The following is a 26744-nucleotide window of genomic DNA, read 5'->3' as shown; positions in this document are numbered from 1 at the left end:
ATTTGGTTTTGCTATTTTTCCATCATAGCAGCTACAGTGTAATATCCTGTCTCGTTAATTATTTTACCATCATCATTAAAATCGTGAATAAGCAATACTGGAATGTTAATTTTTTTTCCGTCAGATTTTCTTTTCACTCTAAAATCCCACCAAGACTGCACAACTTTTCCGTTTCCAATTTCATATTCTAAATAATCTGGATAACCTCTTACATCTATACTTTCTATATCCCAATTTGTCAACATCATTAAAAAGTCTTCTTTTTCTTCTTCTAAATTTTTCGTTTCACCGTTTGGCATATCTAAATTAGAAAATGTTGCATCCTCTGTAAAATAACTAAACGCCTTATCTGCATCACCATGTTCTAAAGATGCTACCATTTTTCTAACGGTATTAATGTTTTCATGTTGGTCGTACAATTTTCCATTAGTTCTGGTAGAAAAACCAGCGCGTAAGGTTTGAAAAACGGCGCCATCATCGTAAGTAATTATAGTTTCTATTTTATTGTCTTTATTAATAACAAAAAGCCTATGAAGCGGCATATTTAGTTTTACGCCGGTTGCATTGTGTACGCCTTTGAGCATATCCCAAGTTTGCACCCAAATTTTGTCGTCTTTATTGTCTTTTTTATACTCTAAGGCATCAGGATAAGCACCAGGATACCGCTCTATGCTTAAATAGGACGCATTATTCTTCCAAAAAGAAGACTGTCTTAAGAAAGTTTTCTTGTCTGTGCCCTCATTATCAGGGTTTGCATTCATCCCATTGTAGGCTTTAAAATTTTCTGCCAATAGGCTTTTTAGTTTAGTAGTGTCGCCCTTAATAAAGGCTTGTTGTGCCTGTTCCGCTATTGTTATAGCTGGATGTTCAAGATAAATTGTACCATTTTTTTTTGTTTGAGAGTACACGATACAGGTTAACAGTATCATGCCAATGATAGTTACTTTTTTCATTTTTGATAAAAATTTGATTGTTAATAGTTCTTCAATGTAACTAAAAAACTGATAGTGAATCTTATACTATGTTAAGCGTGAAGAAAAAGAATGTTTAATTTCTTTTAAAAGGCCTAATAATTAATCGAGCTTCACGATCAAAACGTATATAATTGTAAACCCAATTAACAAATACTACCATACGATTTCTAAAACCTATGAGAAAAAAGAGGTGCACGAACATCCATACATACCACGCAAAAACACCTTGAAACTTAACGTTTTTTAAATCTACTACAGCCTTATTTCTACCAATAGTAGCCATAGCACCTTTATCTTTATATACAAAAGGTTTTAGTGGTTTTTCCTCTATTATACGCAATAAGTTGTCTCCTAATTGCTTACCCTGTTGTATGGCTGGTTGTGCCATCATAGGAAATCCAAAAGGGTGCGCCTCGGTTACCATACATGCTATGTCGCCAATAGCGAAAATATGTTGAAAATTTTTAATTTGATTATACTCGTTTACTAGAATTCTATTGCCACGAGTTACAAAATCAGTGGAATCCAATCCTTTTATGGTTGCACCTTTTACTCCTGCAGCCCAAACTACCGTGGCAGTCTCAAAAGTTAAATCGGTATCAGTAGTCACTGTTTTTCCATCGTAATTGGTAACACGTACATTTTTCCAAATATTAACACCTAGCTTCTCTAAAAAATCTTCAGCCTTTTGTGAAGCCTTTTCACTCATGCCCTTTAAAATACAGTCGCCAGATTGCACAATATGTATTTGCGCCAAGCGAGTATCAAGGTCTGGATAGTCCTTAGGAAGTATACCTTTCTTTATTTCAGCCAAAGCCCCTGCAAGCTCTACGCCTGTTGGCCCTCCGCCAACAATTACAAAATTCATTAAAGCATTGCGTTCATTTAAATCTGAAGTTAGTAATGCTTCTTCAAAATTTTCAAGAATCAAGCTTCTTAAATTAAGCGATTGTGGTATGGTTTTCATTGCCATACTATTTTTTTCTATTTCAGAATTCCCGAAAAAATTAGTTTTTGAACCAGAGGCAACTACTAAATAATCGAATTTTAAATCACCAATATTAGTTATTACCTTGTTTTGGTCGGTATTAATTTCTTCTACAGAAGCTAATCTGAAATAAAAATTAGGGAAATCTTTTAATATTTTCCGAATGGGATATGCGATAGAATCTGGCTCTAAACCTCCCGTAGATACCTGATAAAGAAGTGGTTGAAACGTATGATAATTATGTTTATCTAAAAGTACTACCTGAACCTCTTGTTTAGATAATTTTTTCGCTAAAGCTACGCCTGCAAAACCGCCACCAATAATAACGACTCTAGGAAAACTAGTTCTAGGTATATTCATTTCATAAAAATTGCAGTACAAAGGTAGCAAAAGATATAAATTAGTATTAATGTATATTACTTTTTAAAATCCGATTTCGTAAATTTGCAACTTAAAATTTAACACATGAGTAAATACGATATTATAGTTCTTGGAAGTGGTCCCGGTGGTTATGTAACAGCTATTAGAGCATCACAATTAGGTTTTAAAACCGCTATTGTTGAAAAAGAAAACCTTGGAGGCGTTTGTCTTAATTGGGGATGCATACCAACGAAAGCCCTATTAAAATCTGCACAAGTATTTGAATATCTTAAACATGCTGAAGATTATGGCTTAAAAGTTAAAGATGCTGAACACGATTTTGATGCCGTTGTTAAACGTAGTCGTAATGTTGCTGATGGCATGAGTAAAGGCGTACAATTTTTAATGAAAAAGAATAAAATTGACGTTATTGAAGGCTATGGCAAATTAAAACCCGGAAAGAAAATTGATGTTGATGGTACTGAATACACTGCCGACAACATTATTATAGCAACTGGTGCACGCTCTCGCGAGCTACCAAGCCTACCACAGGATGGAAAAAAAGTTATTGGATACAGAAAAGCAATGACTCTAGAAAAACAACCAAAGAAAATGATTGTTGTTGGTTCTGGAGCTATAGGTGTAGAGTTTGCATATTTCTATAATTCTATGGGAACAGAAGTGACCATAGTTGAGTATTTACCTAATATTGTACCTGTTGAAGACGAAGAAGTTTCTAAGCAGTTAGAACGTTCGTTTAAAAAGAATGGTATAAAAATTATGACTTCCGCAGAGGTTACCTCTGTTGACACCTCTGGAAAAGGTGTAAAAGCTACTGTAAAAACAAAAAAAGGAGAAGAAATTTTAGAAGCCGACATTATTTTATCTGCTGTTGGAATTAAAACTAATATTGAAAATATTGGTTTAGAAGATGTAGGTATTGTTGTAGATAGAGATAAAATTTTAGTAAACGACTTCTACCAAACAAATATACCAGGCTATTACGCCATTGGTGATGTAACACCAGGGCAAGCCCTAGCACACGTTGCTTCTGCTGAAGGTATTCTATGTGTTGAGAAATTGGCAGGCCATCATGTTGAACCAATTGATTATGGCAACATTCCGGGATGTACCTATTGTACACCAGAAATTGCAAGTGTTGGTTTAACAGAAAAACAAGCCAAAGAAAAAGGGCTAGATATTAAGGTTGGAAAATTTCCATTTTCTGCTTCTGGTAAAGCCAGTGCAGGTGGTAATAAGGAAGGCTTTGTAAAAGTAATTTTTGATGCTAAATATGGTGAATGGTTAGGCTGCCACATGATTGGTGCCGGAGTTACCGACATGATTGCCGAAGCGGTTTTAGGTAGAAAACTAGAAACTACAGGTCATGAAGTGCTTAAAGCTGTACACCCACACCCAACAATGAGTGAAGCTGTTATGGAAGCCGTAGCCGCAGCCTACGACGAGGTAATACATATATAAAAAGCCCCATCTAGCCTCCCCAAAGGGGAGAAACTTTTACTCAGACGGATTGAAATAAAAAAGTGCAATTCAAAACTATTTGAATTGCACTTTTTTATTTACGATTTATTTCTATTAAAATCTATTGTAAAAAGATAGGTACGAAAAAGTGAGTATTCCTTCCCTTTGGGGAGGCGAGGCTTCTTCATTCTATAAAAAGCTCTGAATAGCCAACTCATAACTTTGTAAACCAAAACCAAGAATAACGCCTTTTGCGTTTGGTGAAATAAAAGATTGGTGCCTGAACTCCTCTCTCCCGAAAGTATTAGAAATATGAACTTCAACAACAGGGGTTTCTATAGCTTTAATGGCATCACCAATACCTACAGAAGTATGTGTATATGCTGCTGCATTTAAAATTACGCCATCGTAACTAAAGCCAACATCATGCAGTTTATCTATAAGTTCACCTTCTATGTTCGATTGGAAGTATTCTAAATGAACTTCGGGATATTTTTCTTTAACTTCATCTAAAAATTCTGTAAAGCTTAGGCTTCCATATATATTGGGTTCTCGTTTCCCAAGTAAATTGAGATTTGGACCGTTTATGATGATTAGTTTTTTCATGGGTTAAAAATACAAAAGATATTATACAAGTAGCATGTATTTTTTTTATCTACTTTTATCTAACTTAATTTTTTTTTAAAGAAAATATAAAGCTAAACTCCCTAAATAAAATAATCACCAAAACGAAAATGGTAAAGAATTGTATCTAATCATAATATTAAATTCTAAAAAACGGTTGTTCATAAAAATCTTATACCCTTTTCTATATTTTAACTATTTTTAATACCAATGAAATGGCAAAACGCACTTAAGGACTATCAACTCTATTTAAAGATTGAACGTGGTTTATCGCAAAATTCTATAGATAATTACAGTCTAGATATTAAAAAGTTAATCGCCTATATGGAGGAAAATGCTATCAACGCATCGGCAATTACAATTTCTTCCGATATTATTCAGCAATTTATTTATACTTCAGCCAAAAGCCTTAATGCAAGATCTCAATCTAGGTTAATTTCTGGTTTAAAAAGCTTTTTTAATTATTTGGTTTTTGAAGATTATAGAAAAGATAACCCGCTGGAATTAGTAGAATCCCCAAAAATTGGTAGAAAACTACCCGATATACTTACAGAAGAAGAAATAGACCAGATTATTTCTGCGATAGATTTAAGCAAACCTGAAGGTGAACGAAATCGAGCTATGTTAGAGACATTATATGGTTGCGGGTTGCGAGTTAGCGAGCTCATAAATTTAAAACTATCAGATTTGTTTTTCGAAGAAAGCTTTATTAAAGTTACAGGAAAAGGAGACAAACAACGTTTTGTACCAATAGTTGCTACTACCATAAAATACATAAACATTTATAAAAACGAAGTTAGAAATAAAATAAGCATCCAATCTGGCTATGAGGATACTTTATTTTTAAACCGAAGGGGGAAGCAATTAACACGTGCTATGATATTTACTATTATTAAGCAACTGGTTGAAAAAATAGGACTGAAAAAAAATGTATCACCACACACATTTAGACATTCCTTTGCAACGCACTTATTAGAAAATAACGCAGATTTAAGAGCTATTCAATTAATGCTAGGGCACGAAAGTATTACCACTACAGAAATTTATGTGCATTTAGACAAAAGCCATTTAACAGATGTTGTAGAAAAATACCATCCTAGAAATTAACATATTTAACATTTGTTAATTAATAAGTAATTACCTATATTTAATAAGAATTACTACCTGAGACATAATAATTTATGAACCTTTTTAAAATGGCTTTCTTTAATAATCATAACAAACAAGAAATGCCAGAAAAAACAAAATCTAACCTTGCTTTAGAATACTCAAGTATAGGCGTTTGGGAATATGAAGCAAAAGAAAATCGTGTTTACTTCTCTGAAGGATCAAAACAAATTATTGGCGTAACAAATAATAATTTTGGTAAAAACCCAAACGACTGGAACAATAGGGTGCACCCAGACGATAAAGATAAATATTTTCAAGATTTTCAAGACCATGTTGACGGTTTAGCACCCATGTACGATAACATTCATAGAGTTAAATGTATGGATGGTACTTACAAATGGATTAGAGACCGAGGTAAGGTTGTAGAATGGTTCCCTAGTGGAAAATACAAACGTATTATTGGGACACATACTGATGTTACAGCTCTTAAAAAAGCTGAATCTATCACAAAAAACGCACTAGATATTGCTAGTAAACAAAATAATAGACTCAAAAATTTTGCCCATATTGTTACGCATAACTTAAAACAACATACTGGCAATTTAGAGAGTCTTTTAGAGTTTTATGCTGAAACCAATGATGATAAGGAAAAAGAGGAAATTTTTAATCACCTTCTATCACTATCAAATTCTTTAAGCAAAACCATAAAAGATTTAAATAATATTGTTTCTGTTCAGGCCAATAAAAATAGAAAAACAGAGAAAATTTACTTAGCCGAGGGTGTTGATAATACCATAAAAATGCTAGATGTAGTAATAAAAAAATCTAAAGCAACTATAAATAACAATATCGACAAAAAGCTTTTTATTCATTTTAACAACTCGTATTTTGAAAGTGTAATTCAAAATTTAATAGGCAACTCTATTAAATATAAACATCCTGATAGAAACCCTATAGTAACTATTGATTGTGCTTATGACAAGGAAAAATTAGAGCTAAAAGTTTCTGATAATGGTTTAGGTATAGACTTAAAAAAATATGGAAATGATATTTTTGGACTTTACAAAACATTTCATCATAACAAAGATGCTGAAGGTGTAGGTTTGTATCTTGTAAAAAACCAAATAGAAAGTTATGGTGGGCGTATTCTTCTAGATAGCGAAGTTGGTAAAGGCGCCACTTTTACAATAATAGCACCAAACCAAAAAGCATCTACCGTTGGGTAAATGCTTTTTCTTATTTAATATTCACATTATATTTTACTAGTTATTTCGCAATATTAACCGCTCTTGTCTCTCTAATTACAGTTACCTTAACTTGACCTGGATATGTCATATCCGTTTGTATTTTTTGGGAAATATTAAAGGATAGTTCAGCAGACTTCTCATCACTCACCTTATCGCTTTCTACAATTACTCGTAGTTCTCTACCCGCTTGTATTGCATATGCTTTTTTTACACCGTTAAAACCAAAAGCTATATCTTCTAAATCTTTTAAACGTTGAATGTAGCTGTCTAGCACTTGACGACGTGCACCGGGTCTTGCACCAGAAATAGCGTCGCAAACCTGTATAATTGGCGCTAACAACGATTTCATTTCAACTTCGTCGTGGTGCGCACCTATAGCATTACAAACATCGTCTTTTTCGCCATACTTTTCAGCCCATTGCATGCCCAAAATAGCGTGCGGGGTTTCCATATCGGTTTCAGCATCTGGTACTTTTCCTATATCATGAAGCAAACCTGCGCGTTTAGCAAGTTTTGGATTTAATCCTAATTCTGCAGCCATTACACCACAAAGTTTTGCAACTTCCCTAGAGTGTTGCAATAGGTTTTGGCCGTAAGAAGAACGGTATTTCATTCTACCTACCGTTTTAATTAATTCTGGGTGTAAGTTATGTATACCCAAATCTATTACGGTACGCTTACCAACTTCTATAATTTCTTGATCGATTTGTTTTTTAGTTTTCTTAACTATTTCTTCAATTCTTGCAGGGTGTATTCTACCATCTGTTACCAATTTATGAAGTGATAATCTAGCAATTTCACGACGTACAGAATCAAAACAAGAAAGAATAATGGCTTCTGGAGTATCATCCACTATAATTTCCACACCTGTTGCAGCTTCAATAGCTCTAATGTTTCTACCTTCGCGTCCAATAATACGCCCCTTAACATCATCAGATTCAATATTGAACACAGAAACACAGTTATCAACAGCTTCTTCTGTACCAATTCGTTGTATCGTATTTATAATTACTTTTTTAGCCTCTTGTTCAGCAGTAAGTTTAGCCTCTTCCAAAGCACCTTGAATGTAGGCCATGGCATCATTTTTAGCTTCTCCTTTAAGCGATTCTACCAATTGCTCCTTAGCTTCCTCGGCAGATAAACTAGAGATAACCTCTAATTGTTGAACTTGGCTTTTATGTAGCTTATTTATCTCTGCCTGCTTTTTATCGAGAACATCTAATCTGTGATTGTAATCTTTAATTTTATTCTCAATATCGGCATTTAGTTTTTTGTTTTTTGCTAGCTCGCTAGACACTTGAGACTCTTTGTCTCGTGTTCGCTTTTCTGCTTCAGCTATTTTTTTATCTCTAGCAAGTATTACTTTTTCGTGTTCTGCCTTTAGTTCAATAAACTTCTCTTTTGCTTGAAGTATTTTATCTTTTTTTATGGTTTCACCTTCACTTTTGGCTTCTTTTAATATTGTTGCTGCGCTTTTTTTTGCGTTTTTTATGAGTTTAGATGCATTATTTTTTTCTATTGTCTTGGCTATAATAAATCCTATTACAAGGCCTACAATTACTCCTACTACAATTAATATAATTGTGTTGTCCATTTTAATTTAGTTAATTTATATATAAAAAAAAGCCTACATCAGTATAGTGTTTTGTATAAACTCCTTAAAAAACAAGTTTAGGGCTAACAAGCTGATCAAGGGTCTGCTCAAGATACTGTGTAACTAAAAATAAATTTAGTACTGGCAGCACTAGCAGCATGCTTTTACAACTTAAACTCACCCTTTTTAAAGAATTAACGTTGAGTTTATCAAAAAAAATAACCGATGTAGGCAGTAACTTTCTACTTATTTTAAAGAACGTTAAGCACTTAAATGAGCCTCTAATAATTTGTTGATGGCACTAAGCTTTTCTTCAACAACCTCATTTCGTACTTCTTTATCTATAGTTTTTTGTTCCACTTGAGATGCAAATTGTAAAGCGCACATAGCCAAAACATCTTGTTTATCTCTAACGGAATAACTTTGCTCAAATTGTTTAATCATAACCTCAATGTTCTTAGCTGCCTTACGTAACCCTTCCTCTTGTTTTGCATCAATAGTTAAAGGATACACTCTATTAGCTATAGATAGCTTTATTTTAAGCTTTGTTGACATTGTTTGTTATTTATACATTAATCTGATAACTGGGCGATGCAATGATCTATATCTCTAATTAATGCATTTATTTTAAGCTTAGTTTCTTTTTTATTATCGTCACTACCAAGCATTGAATTTGCAATTTTTAGAGCTTTATATTTTTCTTCCCAATCCATATTAAGTCTTTCTTGGGCTTGAATTTCTTGTCGCGCTGAGGCTAAATCTTCAGTAAGTTTTAAATTAGCTTGTTTTAAATGGTCTACTTTAAGCAGTACCTTACTAATTTTGTGTTCCAAAGAATCAACAATATCTTCAATATTACTCATTTACAAAAATCAATACTTAGTAAACAAAGTTAACATACATTAAGCTAAATTACAATTGTTTTTCTATAATTTTTGAAAATAATTTGGTTTACTACTTTTGTTATATGGCTTGATTCTTGTTAAGTTCTTTGCTAATTACATTCAAATTAATATTTTAGCCTAATACATTATTATGCGAATAATTTTTGCCCTTTTTCTACTGTGTTCTGTGTCTTTTAATGCTCAAAGCATTTACCCTCAGGACTATTTTTCAAGTCCGCTAGAAATTCCTTTAATACTCTCTGGAACTTTTGCAGAATTACGTTCCAACCATTTCCATTCGGGAATGGATATTAAAACACAACAACGCACAGGTTTAAAAGTAATAGCATCTGCCAATGGCTATGTAAGTAGAATTAAAATATCGCACTACGGTTATGGAAAAGCACTTTACATAACGCACCCAAATGGTTACACAACGGTTTATGCGCATTTAAAAAGTTTTGCTCCAGAAATTGAAGATTATATAAAAAAACAACAGTACAAGAACGAATCTTACGAGATTGAGCTTTTTCCAAAAGTAGACGAATTATTGGTTACAAAAGGAAGTTTAGTAGCTTACAGTGGTAATTCAGGAGGCTCGGGTGGGCCTCACCTTCATTTTGAAATAAGGGATAATGCAGAACGCCCCATAAACCCCATGCTTTTTGGCTTAGATATTAAGGATAGTAAACTCCCAACCATTACTTCTATTTATGCGTACCCTCTAAATGAAAATTCACATGTAAATAATGCCAAAACGAAACAAGCATTACGACTTATACCTCTAAAAAATGGAGACTACACTGTAGAAAATATTAAAGCCTTTGGAAAAATAGGTTTTGGGATTACTACTTGGGACAGACAGGATTTAGCTGCTAACAAAAATGGTGTATATAACATTCAAACATTTGTTAATGGCAGTAAAAATTTTGAGTTAGACTTTAAAAGATTTTCTTTTGATGAAACTAAACATATCAATCAATTAATAGACTATAACATATTCAGAACCAAAAGACAACGCGTACAAAAACTTTTTAGAACAAACAATCCCCTTAGTATTTACAAAGACCTCTACAACGAAGGCATTATAACGGTTGAAGACAGCACATATAAAGTACTTAAGATAAAGGTAAGCGATTTTAAAAACAATACTTCTTGGGTAACACTCTCCATTAAAGGCGAAAAAAATGAACCGTTTAAAACTGAACCAAAAGAGCAAACACCCTATTATATCTACGCCAATAAAAACACAACTCTAAAAGAAAAAAGTGTAAGTGTTTCTATTTTTTCCGATACGTTCTATGAAGATTTTTATATGGATTTTAATGTTAACGCCGATACATTAACGCTTCATGAAGATATTATTCCGCTGCAAAAAAGCGTAAAAATATCATATGACATTAGCAAGTATAACAAAGACGACAAAAACAAACTCTTTATTGCAAGACTTTCAGGATACAATAAAACACCTTATTACACCTCTACCAAGCGCCAAGGCGACACCTTAATTGCCTACACCAAAAAATTAGGCACATTTACATTAGCCAAAGACGAAGAAAAACCCACTATAACGCCCATTAATTTTAAAAAAGGACAATGGTTAAGCAAATATCGCTTCTTAAAAATAAAAATTGATGATGGTGTCTCAGGCATTTCAAATTATAGGGCGACAGTTAACAACAAGTGGATTTTGATGGAGTACGATTACAAAACAAAAACACTTACGCACGACTTTAATGATGGGATAATTACAGATACAAAAAACAATTTAAAAATAATTGTTACAGATAATGTTGGAAATAGTTCTACTTTTGAAACTATATTTTACAGAAAATAAATTTACCGCTTTTGAAAACTAACCACACTCTAGCCTTATTATTTACATGCTTTTTCTGTTTATTTATTTATTCGCAAGAAGCCACCATTAAAGGCGTTATCCTTAACGAAAACAACCAACCTATACCAAAAGTTTCGGTAAAAACAGGAAATATTGGCACAGAAACTAACGACAACGGATTTTATTCCCTGTCTATTCCTGCCAACCAAGACATTACTATAGAGTTTTCACATATTTCACATGAAAAGGTAATAGCAACCTTTAATTTAAAAAACGGTGTAATTAAAGAATTTAATCCTGTTTTAAGCGAATCTATAGAACAAATTGCAACAGTAGTAATTTCTGGTGATAGACGAAAAGAGGTTGAAGGCATTATAAGCCTACAGCCAGAAACTATAAGAAAAATTCCTGGTGCCAATGCTGGGGTTGAAAATTTACTGATGACGCTTCCTGGAGTAAGCAACAACAACGAATTAAGCACACAATACTCGGTTAGAGGCGGAAATTACGACGAAAATTTAGTATACATAAATGGCATAGAAGTGTACCGCCCCTTTTTAGTGCGTTCTGGACAGCAAGAGGGCTTAAGTTTTGTAAACAGTGATTTAGTACAGAATGTAGATTTTTCCGCAGGTGGTTTTCAGGCTAAATATGGCGACAAACTCTCCTCTGTTCTAGATATTACTTATAAAACGCCTTATCAATTTGAAGTTAATGCCGATTTAAGTTTGTTGGGAGCTGCCGTTTCTGTTGAAAACATAAGCAAAGACTCCAAATTCACCAGTATTGTTGGGGCACGTTATCGTAACAATAATTTATTTGTAGATGCAAAACAAACACAGACTAATTTTCGCCCTATTTTCGCAGACTTACAAGGGTATTTTACCTATAAATTCACTAATAAATTTCATTTAAGCTTTTTAGGAAACGCCGCTTTGAACAAATACGACTATGAGCCATTAACACGACAAACAAATTTTGGCACATTAGCTGACCCTGTTGCGCTTGTTGTATTTTACGAAGGCCAAGAGAAAACCGAGTACCAAACTTATTTTGGAGCATTTCAGGGCACCTATTTTGCAAACGACAATTTAACATTAAACCTTACCGCCTCTACATATCACACTACAGAAGAAGAGTATTTTGATATTTTGGCGCAATATAATTTAGGCGAAGTTAACAGTAATATTGGCGATGAGAATTTAGGCGAAGTAGAGTTTAGCGAAGGTATTGGTAGCCAACTTAACCATGGCAGGAACGATCTAGATGCATTAATTTCTACCATACAAACCAAAGGCGATTTAAAAATTGATGACAATAGAATTGAATGGTCTGTAAAGTACACGCACGAAAATATTCGGGATCGTTTGGTGGAATGGGAAGTGATAGATTCTGCTGGGTTTTCCATAAGACCTCCAAGAACCATCCCAACAAACGAACAGCCTTACGTACCTTACGAAGGCCCTTTAACGCCTTTTACAAACGTAAGGGCTAGAAACAACACACAAATTAACAGGTTACAAGCTTATGCACAATGGAGCAAACGAGCTACCCTTGGCGAAAGCGATGTTTGGTATAATGCTGGTGTGCGCATGCATAATTGGAGCGTTAAAGACGGTGTAAACTCATCTAATCAAACAGTGTTTAGCCCGCGTGGGCAATTTGCCATAAAACCTAACTGGAAGAAGGATATGCTTTTTAGGGCTGCTGCAGGGTTGTATTATCAACCACCGTTTTACAGGGAGTTACGCGACTCTACAGGAACGGTTCAACCTAATGTAAAGGCTCAGAAATCCTTTCACTTGGTATTGGGAAACGATTATAGTTTTAAGATGTGGGACAGACCTTTTAAACTCACCTCTGAAGTGTATTACAAAAACTTAACCGATGTTAACCCTTATACTTTAGAAAACGTACGCATTCGTTACCGCGCTAATAATAATGCCAAAGCGTATGCCTATGGTCTTGATATGCGATTAAACGGCGAGTTTGTTCCGGGAACAGAATCGTGGTTTAGCTTTGGGTATTTAAAAACGGAAGAAAACATTAATAACCGTGGTTATATTTCAAGACCAACAGACCAACGTTTAAAATTTGCAGCCTTATTTCAGGATTATGTACCAAACATACCAAATATGAGGGTATATTTAAACTTAGTTTACAACACAGGCTTACCGGGTGGCTCACCAACTTATGCAGACCCTTACGATTACCAACTGAGATTACCTGACTATAAACGCGCAGACGTAGGCTTTCAATTTGTTCTTGTAGATGAAAACAAGCAGTTTAAAAACGGATGGAAAAAACCATTTAAACAATTATCCTTTGGAGTAGAGATATTTAATATTTTCGACGTTCAAAACTCCATTACCAACACTTGGGTAAGAGATGTGTACAGCAAAAGGCAATATGCTATTCCAAATTTTTTAACCCCAAGGGTTTTTAACGTAAGAACTACTATGAAGTTTTAAAAATAAATTACACCAAGGCCTTTAAAACACCAACAACATAATCTATTTCTGCTTTGGTATTATATTTACTAAAAGACAACCTAATGGATGGTTTTTCTAAATCCTCTTTATTTAAAATTTCAGAAAGCACATGCGATTTTTTATTGCTCCCACTTTGGCAAGCACTACCTCTAGAACATGCTACGCCTTTTAAATCTAACTGAAACAAAAACATTGAGGACTTATTTGCAGCAATAGGCAAACGTACATTTATTAGCGTATAAGTACTACTTTTTAAATCTCCAGACATGCCATTAAAACCAGCATCTGGGATTTCACTTTTAATCTTAGAAATAAAATAAGATTTTAGATTTCTTATATATTCCATTTCAGAATCTAAATTATTATAAGCTAAGGTCATTGCGGTTTCTAAACCCGCAATATTGTGCACACTTTCTGTACCTGCACGAAGCCCTCGCTCCTGCTCGCCCCCGATAATTAATGGTTTTAAACCACTATTTTTTCTAACAAAAGCAAAACCTACGCCTTTGGGACCATGAAATTTATGCGCACTAGCAGCTAAAAAGTCTACTTTAATATCTTGTAAATCCAAGGGATAGTGGCCAATAGCTTGTACAGCATCAGAATGGAACAAAGCATTGTAAGCTTTACATACATCTGCAACCTTTTTAATATCTAGTATATTGCCAATTTCGTTATTAACGTGCATTAAACTTACTAGGGTTTTAGTGTTTTCCCTTAAAAGCTTTTCTAATTCATCAAAGTCTATTGTCCCATTACCATCAACTTGCAAGTAACTTACAGCAATATTGTAGTCTTTTTTTAACGCCTCTACGGTATGTAAAACCGCATGGTGTTCTATTTTTGAGGTTATAATATGGCGTATTCCAAGATCTTTTACCGCGCTATGCAATATCAAATTATCGGCTTCTGTTCCTCCAGATGTAAATATAATTTCGCTTGCCGATGCATTTAAAAACTTAGCAATGGTTTTTCTAGATGTTTCAATTAAAGATTTAGACAATCTACCTAAACTATATGAAGATGAAGCATTTCCATAGTTATTTTTCATTACTTCAGTCATTACAGAAATAACCTCTTCCCGCATTTGGGTAGTTGCTGCATTATCAAAATACACCTGTTGCATGTTTATTAAATTTAAAACAAAAATACTCCAAATAAAATTATTGGTAATAAGCAACGTTATAAATACAAATCTGTTATTTTTGCTTTAAAATAAAAACCTATGGGAAGCCGTTTTTCACTTTTTTTATCATGCTGTTTTATCCTTATGCTTTCATGTAATGATGGCGATATTTTAACAGTTGAATTAGATTTTGATGATACTTTTCAGAGTTGTCAAGAAAGTGAATTATTGTTTTTTAAAACTAAGGAAGAACCTTCAGAATCTCTTTCTTTATTATTCGCTTCTTTTGACTATGACGAGCTATTCGAAATTAGCGAAGACTCCCTAAGATTTATAGGCGATACGCTAACTTTTGATGAAACCGCGACTCTTAACTATAGAACATATGATAGAGCTGATTTACCAGATAATATATTTTGTAGCATTGTACCTCCTGCTAATTTAAATATTTTAATAGACCAAGAAGATGCTGTAAACGTTACTATAACCCGTATTTTAACAGAAGATGATAATGATGGCGTACCTCGTGAACTAGAAGGTCCAACAGATCCCTTAGGTGATGATGATGCAGATGGCGTTTACAATTTTTTAGACGACGCACCAAACAACGCTAGTATTGGTGATGCAAACGGACAGATTGAAGAAGGTTTTGATACAGATGGTGATGGCTTACCAAACTTTATAGACGCAGATGATGATGGCGATAATGTATTAACAAGGAATGAAAAACCAGATCCTAATGGTGATGAAAACCTCTCGGACGCTCAAGATACAGATGAAGATGGCACTCCCGATTATTTAGATGACGATGATGATGGAGACTCTGTGCTAACAAGAGATGAAGAAAACGACACACTAGATGAAAATCCTTCAAACGACGTTACCAATAGTGTAGTTGGGGCGGCAGATTATTTAAATCCAAATGTAAGTAATTCCGTTCCTGCAAAGGCTTACAGAACACATTCCATTAGTCAAACATTTAATATAAGGGTTATTGTTAGAGATATTTCTTTTGATTTTTTGTCTCAAGACGTTTTAAACTTCGGCAAATTAACTGAAGTTAATGACAACAACAATGAATTTGCCCTAAATAGCACAAGAACTGCTACTCCTATATTTCCTTAATTTGTATTCTGGTAAATGTAAACCTCAGTAGCTCCTAAACCATATTTTTGGTAATTGGCATCGTAATACTTTAAATTATCGTAACGTCTAAAAAGTGTTTCTAGTTCTTCCTTAAGCACACCTTCGCCCACACCATGTATAAATACGATGCGCTGAATACGTTTTTTTATGGCAAACTCCAATTGGCGTTGTGCGGTTTGAAGTTGCAGGTTTAACATATCAAAATTTGTCATGCCCCTAGACGATTGCACTAAATTATGAATATGCAAATCTACTTCCATTGCGGCCTGTGTACGTTCTTTAGGTTTTAACCTTTGTGCTGGCTTCCGTCTAGTTGTTTCTTTTTCAGAAATTATAGCATCGATGTCCGATATGTTAAAAGCATCTTGTCTTATAACATTCGAATTTTTATCTAAAACCAATTCGCTGGCATCAAAACTTAATAAAAATCCATCTTCAGTTTCTAATGTAACCTCAAAACCATCTATTGTTTTTACCACACCAGATAAATCTTCATCTAGCACCAAAACCCTATCCCCTACTTTAAAAGCCATAAATTATTGCTCGTTTTCATCATCTTCACTATCGCTTTTTCTACTAGGGATGGTTCTTGCTATTCTGTATATACCAATCATTAAAACAACAATACCAGCTATAAGAATGTATTGATTTTGTTTCTCTTCAGCCTTCGCATACATTGCTATAATAGCCCCTAAAAGAATTAGTAAGTAATTAAAATATTTCATAAATTTTTCAAATGTAGAACTTCACAAAGTTACACGAAAATAGTGAAATATTGTTTTCTTTATGACACTAACAACCTAACAAAATATCGATAAAGTGCATAAAAAATCGGTTGTATGATATTTTTTTGTATTTTTGAGCGGTAATTTAATAAAAAAAGATGGGCCCCATTCTGTCAATTTTAACTGCCTTTAGAAACAACGGCAACAAAAGTGCTTATTTCACTTGTAAATACATAAGTGTATTAGCGTTATTCCTATTGTGTAGTTTTTCAGGTTTTTCCCAAGATCTTTATGTAGATAACGACTCTTACCTTTATGCTAGAGATGTTGTTGTTTTTGTAAATAACGACATTAGGTTAGAAACACCAACGTCTAATATTTTTATGCGGGGAGATGCACAACTTGTTCAAAATACCGACATAAAAAATTCCGATTTAGGGGAGCTTTCCATATACCAAAACCAAACTACAGGTGTTTACGAATATAATTTTTGGTGTTCACCGGTTGGTGTTAGCGATACTGGTTTTAATGCTAATGTAGATTTTAATGGTAGTAATATTCATGATCCTGCAGACCATACAGATCTAACAAATGTGCTGTCTGTTCCTTATGGTTTTATTGGCAATTCTTATAACGGCACAACAAACCAACTAGCAACGTATTGGATGTTTACACTAATATCTGCTGGTGGCTATAACGGATGGACACAAATACTTAACACGGGTAATGCAGCAGCTGGTTATGGCTTTACTTTAAAAGGCAGCCCTAACCCCAATAATGTTTTAGATTTTAGAGGAAGACCAAATAACGGGGATATTTCTATAGAGTGCTTATTCACTGGAGTAGATGCAGACCCTAGCTCTGGACCAACCCATCAAGTGGAAACCCTTACTGGCAACCCTTATCCTTCAGCGCTAGATTTAAAATTATTTTTAACCGATGGTTTTGGATCCACTGCGCCTACTGGCACAAACAACAGAAATATACTAAATGGTGAAGCATTTTTTTGGGAACAAAAACCGGTAGGATCCCATAACCTAGCAGATTATGAGGGTGGTTACAGTGTATATACCCCAGGAGACCCAACCAATTTAGCTGATAATGGATCTTATGCCATTGCTCCTTTTGTAAATTATAACTTTAATGGTAGTGTAAATGGAACTACTACCGGAAATACTCAAAACTTTGCTGCTAACAATGCAAGACGTTATGCTGCTATTGGGCAAGGTTTTATTGTAAGTAGTTTAGATAACGGTGGCGCGCCAGGAGGTGGTACTGCAGTATTTAACAATGCCATGCGATTATATCTTGCTGAAGATTCTACAACTGGCGGCAACGGTTCTGTTTTTGCAAAAAATAGCGCTAAAGCTAAAAGTGAAGAAAATGAAAAATCTGAAGTTATAGCCATGTCTCATAATGGTGTTAACTACCAAGAAATTATAAACAACCCAATTACTATTCCAGAAATAAGAATCCATACTAAAATTGATAATACTTTTTACAGGGAAAGTGTAATAGCATTTAGAGAAGGTACACCAAATAACAATACCTATAATAGATTTTTTGATGGAAGAAATTACGAAGGTGGGTTAACAAGAGATGCATACTTACTTTCTGATGATAAAGAATTAGTTATAAAATCCATTAATTATTCTGAAGACACTAAAATACCATTGGGCTTAAAAACAAATAAGAACAATACACCTTTTGAGATTAGCATTTTTAGTTTGGAAGCTGTTCCAGAAAATGTTTCAATTTACATTCATGATAAATTAAATAACTCATATACCAATGTTATAAACAACACATTTACTATTGTTTTAAACGAAGGTACCTATAATGACAGATTTGAAATTACTTTTAGCAAACAAAATGTGCTACATACCGAAACTATTAGCATAAGAGATTTTATAGTTTTTGAAAACAAAACTCAATCTCAATTGGAAATTTTAAACCCAAAACGTTTAAACATAAATAAAGTAATGCTTTATGATGTTTCTGGTAAAGAGATTTTAAATAAAACAATTAATGCTAGTAAGGACAAAACTGTAATAAGCACAAAACATTTAAGTGCTGGAATGTATGTTGTTTCAATAAAAATAACAGACAATCAAACACTTAACAAAAAAGTGATTATTTCTGGTAATTAAAAATACCTTTTCTTAATTTGCTTAGACTTTTTTTTATTTTCATTTTCATTATATTTAGCAAAAATTAATATGTTAATGCTGCTAATGAGCAACTTAGAAGACTATATGCTGCCCTGTTTAAATAAAAAATTTTTTGGGGTAGAATGCATGGGTTGTGGTTTACAACGTAGTTTTTCATTACTAATACATGGAGAATTTATAGCTGCTTTTAAAATGTACCCAGCAATATATACACTTGTTTTGTTATGCATTGTTGTGGCGATAAATACATTTAAACCATTTAAATTTTCCAATAAAATAATAATACTACTGGCCATTTTAAATGTTGCCGTTATTTTGGGAAGCTACGCTTTTAAAATTTTAACTTAATATATCTAAATTATGGAACAACAAAAATTACCTAACGCAACAATTGCTTTAATTCTTGGAATAATATCTTTTATAGCCTGTTGCTGTAGCACAGGAATTGGAGGCTTAATTTTCTCTGGAATAGCATTGTTTTTAGTGAAAAAAGATACTAAGCTATATGCAGAAAACCCTGAGCTTTACAGCAATTTTAGCCAATTAAAAACAGCTAAAACAATTGCAATTATTGGTTTAGTATTGGCAGCTTTAACGTTAATTTGGGGAGTTTATCAAATAATGTCTGTTGGCGGTTGGGATGCTTACATGGAGCAACAAAAAGAAATTTTTGAACAATTAGGAATAGGCAGTTAAAAACCTTATTTGTATAATTAAGAAAAGCCTTAAAACTCGGTTTTTAAGGCTTTTTTATGTAATAAATAAAACGTATTAGTTTGCAGCTTTAAGAGAATCTATTTGTTTTTGTAGCTTTTTAATTTCTTCGGCCTTATCATCTACTACTGGTATAATTTTTATGGAATCTACAGCTTGCTGCACCACATCAATCATTTTATTTTCCTCTACAAAATAATAACCAATACCTTCGCTAGATCTCCACGCCTCGTTTAACTGATCGTAAACTGTTTTATCCCATTTACTTGGGTGTTTTACATCTATCCAAATTACATCACGGTATTCGCTATCTATTAAAACCAAATCTGGAGTGGCAGCACCATCAAACTGTTGTGCGTTTTTATCACTTATTGAAGATACAGTGCCCATAAAAAACATACGTTTTCTGCCTGCAATATTCTTAATATAGGGCCTGAACTCTACTGGAGTGTTGGCAGTCCAATCGTATTCCTTACGAGATTCTTTAACCTTTAAAGGCATTGCAGAAACACCTGCATAACCCTGTTTTTTTGCTGAGTGATTATAGTAATACAATTTATCTGTACCATCCGCAGGTACAAACACACTAAAACTTAAACTGGTACGCTCATTGCCTACTGGCTCTAATCCAAACCAATGGTATAAACCACTATATGCCTCTATTTCAGTATCTGAAAAATCAAAATCGGTTACATAAGGTTGTTGATTTTGGTCTTTGGGCATTTCAGGGATTTTTACCGCAGTTTCCATATTCCAAGGTAACGGATCGCTAAAACCTCCTAAAAATTTTAAAGATTCGGCTTGTAATCTTGACACTTTTTCAGCAAGCGTATTTTGTCGTGTTAAATACTCGTGGTTTTTCATATTTTCAGGACTAATGTATGTGCCCTTTCCTATTAAAATGCGTTCTATGTAGTCATTAAAATCGTGTTCGCCATTATCAATTACCATAACGCCACCAAATGTTGGGTATGGAAATAAAAAGCCTTTCCATTTTATTAAACTTACCACTTGTACCCACGCACCAGTATCATTTTTCATATAATAGGTATCGCTAGGTTCTAAAGTGAATAATTGAAAGAAATTAAAACGCTGTACAACAGCATTGTATGTGTTTCTACTAAATTTTAAAGATTCACCTATTGAAAACGTTACAGGAATTCTATTTTCACTAGAAAATCGAGGAAATGGCGTAGTACTAGACACAGCAAAAACTTCCTCGGTATTATCCGTCATACCCTGCCAAACGTACTTTTCAGTAGGTTGAATGGCCATAGTCCACTTGTTTTCATCACCAATTCTCACCAAGTGTGGTAAGGATACATCTTTAGTTTCGCCAACACTTTCATTCGCCATAGAAAATACGTTTCTTAAAGGCTGTATACGTTCATTTTGTGTTAAGGGCAATTCATTAATTTCAACTTTATTTAAATGATTGAATACGTTATAGGTTTTCATGTAATCGTACATTTTAAAATGCCATCCTACTAAGTATAAAATACCAAAAAACAACACTAAAATTACAAGGATTCCCAACCGACTTCCTGTACTGGCCGATTTTCTAAATTTCCGTAACCCTAAAAACAAAACGATGCCGCTTAGTAGTATTATAAAAATAAATTTACGAACAAATAATAGTGCTGGTTGATAATCGTCTCGTAATACAAAAAGAAGAATCAATAATATAAAACCGATTACGATGGTGGTTTTTTTTTGTTTTTTGCCTTTATTCCAATAAGATTTAATCATAATATTTTCTTACTCCTACCATAACGGGAGTCTTATTAATTTAATTTCTATTTTAAAAACGGATTCCTGCCTTCACTTTAAAAAAGCTGAGTGCAACACGCAGAAATAATAATTATAAAAGCCCTTTATCTTTTAAACGTTCTCTTGCGCTTTTCTCTTTTGTTTTTGGCTCATTTTCAATCTCCTTTTTTGCTTCTTCAATTACTGGAGGTTTTTTAGTTGTAATATCCTCAATAAAATCTTTTCCTTTATCTATCGTTTCTTTAACCAAATCCTCAACAGATTCACTCTTTTTATCTATAACCGCACTAGACTTAAAAATAAAACCTGCTAAATATGTGCCCAATAAAGTTCCCACAATCATAGAAGCAAAAATTGAAATAGTAGCTACATCTATAGGTATTAAAAAACGTGTTATTACTATTCCGATAAGAAATAGAAACCCAATAAACACCAAACGGATAATGAATTTTTGTTGGTACAAAAACCCTGTTTTATCTGATGGTTTCATTTGTAATTCCTTGGAATACATCAGTTTGTTAAAAAAACGATATAACCTGTTGCTTTGGGATTCTCTCCAATATAGTAATGCCCCAAATAATATAGCGCCGATAAAAATTATGAGTTCTAGTGTCATAGTTTAAAGTTTTTGTCATTCCGCACTTGATGCGGAATCCATTAATAAATCCAATCAGAAGACAAATCTTCCCACTTATTATTATCTTGTTCAATTAAATCAATTTTCCATTGGCGATTCCAGTTTTTTAATTGCTTTTCTCTTTTAATAGCATCATTAACGTATTGATAATGTTCAAAATACATTAATTTATCCACCCCATATTTTGAGGTAAATCCAGATACTAACTTATTTTTATGTTCAAACATTCTTCTTTCTAAATCATTTGTTAGCCCAATATACAAAGTCCCATTTTTTTTATTTGATAAAAGATAAACGTAATATTGATGGTAGTTCACTTTCATATTTCTATGGATTCCGCATCAAGTGCGGAATGACAAATTAACGTATTATAAAATTAGTTTAAAAAAACCTAAATATTATCACCAATTATTTCGATTACCCAATCCTTAAAAGAATCGTCCCAATCTTTAAATTTAGTATAAAAATCCTCTTTATCATACCAATACCAAAACAATACATCCTTTGGCGAGATATTCATCAACAGCTTCCAAATTAAATCTTGGTGTTTAGCCTCTAGGGATGAATGTGGTTTGTGCAATGAAACATATAATTTATCGTCAATTATATCGGCTATTTTAAATTGATTACTAGTTTCTATCTTTTCTAGGTAGCGCTCTACACTCATTATTTTTTTTCGAGATTTGATGTCTATCTTATTCAAATAGCTTTTGAATAAAATAGGATCATTTAAAATATCCTGAACAGGGTGTTGAGTTTGTTTTAAATGCTGAAACATCTCGAACTTCTTGATACGATTGTAACGCTCTGTTTTTACTTCAGCTTCCAAATCGCAATCAATAATAGAATGACTGCGTAATTTATCTACCAATTCTGGCTGGTTTATATGATAAATCAAAACATCGTGGGTGGTGTCTTTTATGGCTTCTTTATGCCATTGTTCGTCTTCAAAAACAACTATGGGCACAATAAAATCCCGTAACAGATAAACACCTCCAAAAGCTCTAGTGTAAAAAGAATCTGTTGAGTATTCTAACTCGTGTAATTCTAAATCTCTATGACGCAAATCTCCGTATGTTTTAGCTGAATCTAACAACTTTTGGTGCATGGTTTCACTAATAAAATTGTTATCTCTATTAAATTCCTCTACCAATTCTAACTGTTCTTCTTTAGCTTTATCGAGGTTATCAATTAAATGAAAATGAACAGTGATTTTATTGTATTTTAATACGTCAAGAGGTTCATAAAAAGCATCTATTTTTTGATCGAAATCTAAACAGATAGCTGAATCTCTTGTGATGTCTTTAATTTTTACACCATGGATTTTAAAGACATATTTCATCATGTCTCTATCAAACGTATGAAACGGCATGTACACAGGTTTCCCCTTTTGAAGTGGTGAAATAATAATACCATGTGGGTTCGCCTCGCCATTATTAAGATAATTGGTCTCCTCTTTTTCTTCAGCTATTTCTGGACTCCAACCAATACCATCAATATGAAAAGTTTTTAACTTGGTTTTTGTAAACCCAAGTTTAACCAAGCATTTGTTGTAACGCTCTACCAATTTTCCACTTACTGGAATTAATTCGCTTCTGTATAGGTTTGCTTGTTTTAGTTTGTTCATTAAATAATTAAAAAGATTTTATTGCTTTTTGCAATGCTTTTATATGTCTTTTATTTTGTCCTCCAGATAAAACCGATGGATATTTATCAGGGTCACATATACTGTTTATTAAAATTTCATTTTGCTTTCTGACTATTGTTATTCTTTCTCCCTAACTATACCAATTGAATTTTGTTTTTGCTATTACATACTTAGAATTAAATCTTATAAAATTCCAATTCATTTCATTTCCAGCATCTTCTACTGCTTTCTTAAATTCTTCTGAAGTAAGTATAACTTTAAATTTCTTAAACCTCAATCTTCTATATTGAATATAACCAAATAAAGCAGCAGGGATTAACCAAGGTAAACCAACCAATAAATGTTCTTTTGTTGATCTTACTCCAGTATAAGTATGTGTTATTTCAATTTGAAAAACAGAATAAAGGTTCAATAAAGTAATAAACACAAAAAAAGGTATAATAGCATAATGCCAAAAATATTGCTCCTTGGTAAGTTTTACCCTATTTGTTTCTACCATTATATTAATCCAATTATTATTCACATTCACATCATTTCTGTAAAAACAGGAATCTTACTAATTTATTTTTGTTTTTAATGTGGATTCCTGCCTTCGCAGGAATGACAAATATTATTCCAACAATTTATGAATTATAGCATACTGAAGCAACACAATGGTACGAGTATCCACTATTTTGCCATTATGCAACATATCTACAGCTTTATCGAAAGGTATTTCTAACACGTCTATATCTTCAGCTTCACTATCTAAACCGCCACCATCGCTCACTTTCATATCATCAGTATATTCGCCAACAAAAAAGTGCATTTTTTCAGTCATTACACCTGGAGACGAATAGGCTTCGTATATTTTTTTTACTTCTTTTAAGCGATACCCAACCTCCTCTTCTGTTTCTCGAATTATGCAAGCCTCTGGGTTATCTTTATCTAGCATACCAGCGGCAACTTCTACTAAAAAGCCATCTTTATTGTCGTTTAAAAAAGTTGGCATTCTAAATTGTTTCGTTAAAATTACAGTTTTCTTTTTTGTATTGTACAACAAGATTCCTGCACCATCACCTCTATCGTATACCTCTCGCATTTGGTTGACCCATTCGCCACTTTTCATCAAATAATCAAAAGTAACTTTATTCAGAATATAATAGTTGTCTGAAAGTAAGGTCTTTTTAATATTTTTTATATATTTATTGCTCATTTTCAAATGTTTTTCTAGCTTCGGTTTCAATATTAAGCTGATTTACCCTTGCATCTACTTTTCGTTTAAAATCGGTATCTGCAATAGTGGCTACATTATCTAGATAACGCACGACTTCTTGACGACGAATTTCGCTAAAATCTAACCCCTTCATATTCGCTCGCATTAATTCTTGAAGCATATTAAGTTTGGTATCGTAATCTTTTTTAAAATAAATTTCAGGGTTTTCAAACCAATCTTCTTCTAAATCAAAATCGGTTAACCGTAAAGATATAGCCGATTGAATATTTCGAACATCACGCGACGAAAAAAATGGAAAAATGGACTGAATTTCTTTGTATAGATTTGCGTAAAACAAATGTTGATTCGTTTTAAAATGCTTCTCAACTTTATTGTAAACCTCATGCACACGTTCCTCGGTAGGTTTTTCAACACTACTTAGTATATCACCCATATTTTTTGCCAAACCTTGATCTTGTAAATAGCTGTAGTTTTCTGGCCCTTGCATGTTCACAAAATCGGGCATGGTGTCATCAATTTTACGCCACCACAAATGGTCTTGATCTAAAAAATCATGTTCTGAACGCGCACCATCAATCTTAAATCGACCTTGCACACGGGAAATCACAGCTTTATCTAGCATTTCAGGTAAATTGGTAAACAATCCAATAGAACTGTTACCATAATTCACAGCATAAGCACCTTCAGTATATCTTAAAAACACACCAATAACTTCTTTTACACCAGCCGAAACGCCTTGTGCAGTGCGCTCTTGCAAATTATTTTCGGCATCATCAATTGGTGCAAAAATTAATTTTGAAGGATCTTGTAGCGGCTTCATCCACTCTACCATTTTTTCTGCTGAACCACCTTGAAATGTAGAAATCAACGTATCTGGCATGGGGTGAAATAAAAACGGAATATCTAAAGTATCGCAATGCGCTTTTAATCGTGTAGCAATAGCTGCAATTAGCATACTTTTACCTGTTCCTGGAATACCATAGCCCATAAATACAGGCATAAAGCCACCCAATTCTTGAAACGGGTTTTTCTTTGCGGTAAAATCATAACTTAATAGACGTTCAGTCAATCGTCGTGCAAAATGTTTTGCATCTCGGTTGCCAACTATTTGTTCAAACTGAATTTTATTGAATTCTACACTTTTTGCAGTACCTTGAAATACGTTTTTCCATCCTGAAATGGCAAACTCCGTCACCACACTTCTGGATTCCAGTTTGTAGGTTCTGTCTTCTATGGTTTCGGTGTATTCTAAAGTGCTTTTGCGTAATTGAATCTCGTCTATTAACGCTTCAAAATATACTACTGTAAAATCGATAACATCTTTATCAGATTTAATTATTTCTGGATGTCCTAAATATTTGTCATAATAAAACAAACTACAGGAAATCCCTTTTATAGGCGACAGTAATGACACTTCGGGAATACCTGCAAACTTCTGCTTCATCACGCTCAAATCGTCCGAAGCATGAGGTTTTAAATCATGTAATATTTTATAAGCTTGGGCAAACAACATAAAAGCGGTTGCCGTATGCATTTTACTTTCAAACTCCCGCTTTCCATTGGTATCTAAAGCAGATTTGTTTTCATTTAAACTCGATAATCCTGAAGTATCGTAATAGCTATCTTTAATCCAAATACCTAGAGTAATGCCTTCTTGTACTGCATACAGCGTTTGGTTTAGAAAAATAGGAATAGCTACAGAATCTGGCAACAACCGCTTCTTCAGCGCTAAAATAGTTTTAGATACTGAGGTGATTTCAGTAGTATTAGATCCATTATTGGCACGGGATAAATACAACAAAATAGATTCATCTTTAGCGTTTTTATCTCTGTTTTTTGCACGAGCCCCCTGCGCCCATTGCACGCTTTTTAAGTAGGAGGACGCTTCGTCTCGAAGCATGTCAAGCTCAGATAGTTTTATAGGAAATGTTGAGTTATGTTCCATGTTTTAGTATTCAGTTGGCAGTAAGCAGTCTTCAGTTCTCACTCATACCTACTC

General features: G+C 33.5%; 25 protein-coding genes and 1 other RNA gene. 9 read left to right on the top strand and 17 right to left on the bottom strand.

Features of this window, described 5'->3' with window-relative positions; genetic code table 11:
- Positions 1 to 11: 11 nt before the first annotated feature.
- A complete protein-coding gene (locus CLV33_RS14820; RefSeq protein ID WP_105474564.1) occupies positions 12 to 953 on the bottom strand; it encodes a nuclear transport factor 2 family protein in 942 nt (313 codons plus the stop codon).
- A gap of 94 nt (positions 954 to 1047) precedes the next feature.
- On the bottom strand, positions 1048 to 2322 hold the full coding sequence (locus CLV33_RS14815) for an NAD(P)/FAD-dependent oxidoreductase (protein ID WP_105474563.1): 1275 nt from the start codon (positions 2320 to 2322) through the stop codon (positions 1048 to 1050).
- A 105-nt stretch (positions 2323 to 2427) separates the two neighbouring features.
- Between CLV33_RS14815 and lpdA the strand changes: the two genes are divergently transcribed.
- A complete protein-coding gene (gene lpdA / locus CLV33_RS14810) occupies positions 2428 to 3804 on the top strand; it encodes a dihydrolipoyl dehydrogenase (protein WP_042243823.1) in 1377 nt (458 codons plus the stop codon).
- Positions 3805 to 3993: 189 nt separating this feature from the next.
- On the opposite strand, the gene aroQ is transcribed toward lpdA, so the two are convergent.
- Positions 3994 to 4410, bottom strand: coding sequence for a type II 3-dehydroquinate dehydratase (gene aroQ, locus CLV33_RS14805; protein ID WP_105474562.1), 417 nt, complete (start codon positions 4408 to 4410; stop codon positions 3994 to 3996).
- 228 nt (positions 4411 to 4638) lie between these two features.
- Here aroQ and xerD point away from each other — a divergent pair, with 228 nt between their 5' ends.
- The gene (xerD, locus tag CLV33_RS14800) at positions 4639 to 5535 is read left to right on the top strand and encodes a site-specific tyrosine recombinase XerD (protein WP_105474561.1); all 897 of its coding nucleotides are present in this window, start codon (positions 4639 to 4641) and stop codon (positions 5533 to 5535) included.
- 89 nt (positions 5536 to 5624) lie between these two features.
- Positions 5625 to 6764: a PAS domain-containing sensor histidine kinase gene (locus tag CLV33_RS14795; protein WP_244906442.1), complete on the top strand. Its 1140-nt coding sequence runs from the start codon at positions 5625 to 5627 to the stop codon at positions 6762 to 6764.
- 40 nt (positions 6765 to 6804) lie between these two features.
- Here the strand turns inward: CLV33_RS14795 and rny are convergent, their stop codons facing one another.
- From rny to CLV33_RS14775, 4 genes are all read right to left on the bottom strand, one after another.
- A complete protein-coding gene (rny, locus tag CLV33_RS14790) occupies positions 6805 to 8379 on the bottom strand; it encodes a ribonuclease Y (RefSeq protein ID WP_105474559.1) in 1575 nt (524 codons plus the stop codon).
- A gap of 57 nt (positions 8380 to 8436) precedes the next feature.
- Positions 8437 to 8585, bottom strand: a non-coding RNA gene (ssrS, locus tag CLV33_RS14785) — 6S RNA.
- Between the two features lie 55 nt (positions 8586 to 8640).
- Positions 8641 to 8934 carry a cell division protein ZapA gene (locus tag CLV33_RS14780; RefSeq protein WP_105474558.1) on the bottom strand — a complete coding sequence of 98 codons (294 nt, stop codon included), beginning with the start codon at positions 8932 to 8934 and terminating at the stop codon, positions 8641 to 8643.
- Positions 8935 to 8951: 17 nt separating this feature from the next.
- The gene (locus CLV33_RS14775) at positions 8952 to 9242 is read right to left on the bottom strand and encodes a hypothetical protein (RefSeq protein ID WP_105474557.1); all 291 of its coding nucleotides are present in this window, start codon (positions 9240 to 9242) and stop codon (positions 8952 to 8954) included.
- A 172-nt stretch (positions 9243 to 9414) separates the two neighbouring features.
- On the opposite strand from CLV33_RS14775, the gene CLV33_RS14770 reads away from it, so the two are divergent.
- Positions 9415 to 11100, top strand: a complete 1686-nt coding sequence (locus tag CLV33_RS14770) for a M23 family metallopeptidase (protein WP_105474556.1) — start codon at positions 9415 to 9417, stop codon at positions 11098 to 11100.
- Positions 11101 to 11111: 11 nt separating this feature from the next.
- Positions 11112 to 13571, top strand: a complete 2460-nt coding sequence (locus CLV33_RS14765; RefSeq protein WP_105474555.1) for a TonB-dependent receptor — start codon at positions 11112 to 11114, stop codon at positions 13569 to 13571.
- A 7-nt stretch (positions 13572 to 13578) separates the two neighbouring features.
- Here the strand turns inward: CLV33_RS14765 and CLV33_RS14760 are convergent, their stop codons facing one another.
- Positions 13579 to 14718: a cysteine desulfurase family protein gene (locus CLV33_RS14760; protein WP_105474583.1), complete on the bottom strand. Its 1140-nt coding sequence runs from the start codon at positions 14716 to 14718 to the stop codon at positions 13579 to 13581.
- Positions 14719 to 14862: 144 nt separating this feature from the next.
- On the opposite strand from CLV33_RS14760, the gene CLV33_RS14755 reads away from it, so the two are divergent.
- Positions 14863 to 15843 carry a hypothetical protein gene (locus CLV33_RS14755; RefSeq protein WP_211297570.1) on the top strand — a complete coding sequence of 327 codons (981 nt, stop codon included), beginning with the start codon at positions 14863 to 14865 and terminating at the stop codon, positions 15841 to 15843.
- Here CLV33_RS14755 and CLV33_RS14750 read toward each other — a convergent pair.
- A complete protein-coding gene (locus tag CLV33_RS14750) occupies positions 15840 to 16397 on the bottom strand; it encodes a Smr/MutS family protein (protein WP_105474554.1) in 558 nt (185 codons plus the stop codon). The genes CLV33_RS14755 and CLV33_RS14750 overlap by 4 nt on opposite strands.
- Before the next feature lie 3 nt (positions 16398 to 16400).
- On the bottom strand, positions 16401 to 16589 hold the full coding sequence (locus CLV33_RS14745; protein WP_105474553.1) for a hypothetical protein: 189 nt from the start codon (positions 16587 to 16589) through the stop codon (positions 16401 to 16403).
- A 158-nt stretch (positions 16590 to 16747) separates the two neighbouring features.
- On the opposite strand from CLV33_RS14745, the gene CLV33_RS14740 reads away from it, so the two are divergent.
- The 3 genes from CLV33_RS14740 to CLV33_RS14730 all read left to right on the top strand — a co-directional run bounded on the left by CLV33_RS14740 (position 16748) and on the right by CLV33_RS14730 (position 19456).
- On the top strand, positions 16748 to 18739 hold the full coding sequence (locus tag CLV33_RS14740; protein ID WP_105474552.1) for a T9SS type A sorting domain-containing protein: 1992 nt from the start codon (positions 16748 to 16750) through the stop codon (positions 18737 to 18739).
- 69 nt (positions 18740 to 18808) lie between these two features.
- The gene (locus tag CLV33_RS14735) at positions 18809 to 19108 is read left to right on the top strand and encodes a DUF2752 domain-containing protein (RefSeq protein WP_317045190.1); all 300 of its coding nucleotides are present in this window, start codon (positions 18809 to 18811) and stop codon (positions 19106 to 19108) included.
- Positions 19109 to 19120: 12 nt separating this feature from the next.
- Positions 19121 to 19456, top strand: coding sequence for a CCC motif membrane protein (locus CLV33_RS14730; protein WP_105474551.1), 336 nt, complete (start codon positions 19121 to 19123; stop codon positions 19454 to 19456).
- 75 nt (positions 19457 to 19531) lie between these two features.
- Here CLV33_RS14730 and CLV33_RS14725 read toward each other — a convergent pair whose 3' ends face one another.
- From CLV33_RS14725 to CLV33_RS14695, 7 genes are all read right to left on the bottom strand, one after another.
- Positions 19532 to 21223, bottom strand: coding sequence for a hypothetical protein (locus CLV33_RS14725; RefSeq protein ID WP_105474550.1), 1692 nt, complete (start codon positions 21221 to 21223; stop codon positions 19532 to 19534).
- A gap of 112 nt (positions 21224 to 21335) precedes the next feature.
- A complete protein-coding gene (locus CLV33_RS14720) occupies positions 21336 to 21860 on the bottom strand; it encodes a hypothetical protein (RefSeq protein WP_105474549.1) in 525 nt (174 codons plus the stop codon).
- Positions 21861 to 21901: 41 nt separating this feature from the next.
- Positions 21902 to 22204: a GIY-YIG nuclease family protein gene (locus tag CLV33_RS14715; RefSeq protein WP_105474548.1), complete on the bottom strand. Its 303-nt coding sequence runs from the start codon at positions 22202 to 22204 to the stop codon at positions 21902 to 21904.
- A gap of 68 nt (positions 22205 to 22272) precedes the next feature.
- Positions 22273 to 23508 (bottom strand): DUF6638 family protein, encoded by a 1236-nt coding sequence (locus tag CLV33_RS14710; protein ID WP_105474547.1) that lies wholly within the window; start codon positions 23506 to 23508, stop codon positions 22273 to 22275.
- 151 nt (positions 23509 to 23659) lie between these two features.
- Positions 23660 to 24028: a hypothetical protein gene (locus CLV33_RS14705; protein WP_146109751.1), complete on the bottom strand. Its 369-nt coding sequence runs from the start codon at positions 24026 to 24028 to the stop codon at positions 23660 to 23662.
- Between the two features lie 111 nt (positions 24029 to 24139).
- The gene (locus CLV33_RS14700) at positions 24140 to 24724 is read right to left on the bottom strand and encodes an NUDIX domain-containing protein (RefSeq protein ID WP_105474545.1); all 585 of its coding nucleotides are present in this window, start codon (positions 24722 to 24724) and stop codon (positions 24140 to 24142) included.
- Positions 24714 to 26690 carry an AAA family ATPase gene (locus CLV33_RS14695; protein WP_105474544.1) on the bottom strand — a complete coding sequence of 659 codons (1977 nt, stop codon included), beginning with the start codon at positions 26688 to 26690 and terminating at the stop codon, positions 24714 to 24716. Before CLV33_RS14695 ends, CLV33_RS14700 begins: the two co-directional genes overlap by 11 nt.
- Between the last annotated feature and the right edge of the window lie 54 nt (positions 26691 to 26744).

This window comes from Jejuia pallidilutea (genome assembly GCF_002973595.1).
In the GTDB taxonomy this organism is placed as follows: domain Bacteria; phylum Bacteroidota; class Bacteroidia; order Flavobacteriales; family Flavobacteriaceae; genus Jejuia; species Jejuia pallidilutea.
The sequence above is the reverse complement of the archived record's forward strand: the minus strand, read 5'-3'. Positions and strand labels throughout refer to the sequence as shown.